Source organism: Herbaspirillum lusitanum (genome assembly GCF_046025995.1).
Lineage (GTDB): Bacteria > Pseudomonadota > Gammaproteobacteria > Burkholderiales > Burkholderiaceae_D > Herbaspirillum > Herbaspirillum lusitanum_A.
The window spans coordinates 1-644 of the sequence record NZ_JAQQFM010000032.1 but is presented as its reverse complement, the minus strand read 5'-3'; the positions used below and the strand labels follow the sequence as shown (position 1 = coordinate 644).

Here is a 644-nt window from a genome sequence, read left to right as displayed (position 1 = left end):
TTGGCGTTCTGCTCCACCAGCAGGATCGTGATGCCTTGCGCCGATACATTGCGGATCACTTCGAAGATCTTTTCCACCATGATCGGCGACAGGCCCATCGAGGGTTCGTCCAGCAGCAGCAGTTTGGGGTGGCTCATCAGCGCGCGCGCCATCGCCAGCATCTGCTGTTCGCCGCCCGACAAGGTGCCGGCCATCTGCGCCGCGCGCTCCTTCAGGCGCGGGAAGACGCCGAACCACTTTTCCACATCGGCGTCGATCTGCGCTTTGTCATTGCTGGTGTAGGCGCCCATCAGCAAATTTTCCAGAATGCTCATGCGTGTAAACACGCCGCGCCCTTCCGGCACCATCGCCAGTTTCTTCTGCACCAGGTGGAAGGAGCTCAGCCCTTTGAGCGGTTCGCTCATGTAGCTGATGTGGCCCTCGACCTTGCAGTTGGGCAGCGTGCCGGTCACCGCTTTAAGGGTGGTGGTCTTGCCCGCGCCGTTGGCGCCGATCAGCGTCACCAGCTCGCCGTCGTTGACTTCCAGGCTGATGCCCTTGACCGCCTGAATGCCGCCGTAGGCCACGCTCAGTTGTTCAATCTTCAGTATGTTTGTTGTCATGTTGTCTTTCAATTCTTCACGTCAGTGAATCACCGGCTATCA

Annotated in this window: 1 protein-coding gene; it reads right to left on the bottom strand. The window is 59.2% G+C overall.

All coding sequences use genetic code 11. The features are described from left to right. A partial coding sequence (locus PQR62_RS25565) for an ABC transporter ATP-binding protein (RefSeq protein ID WP_408160895.1) occupies positions 1 to 602 on the bottom strand: 602 nt, incomplete at its 3' end. Between the last annotated feature and the right edge of the window lie 42 nt (positions 603 to 644).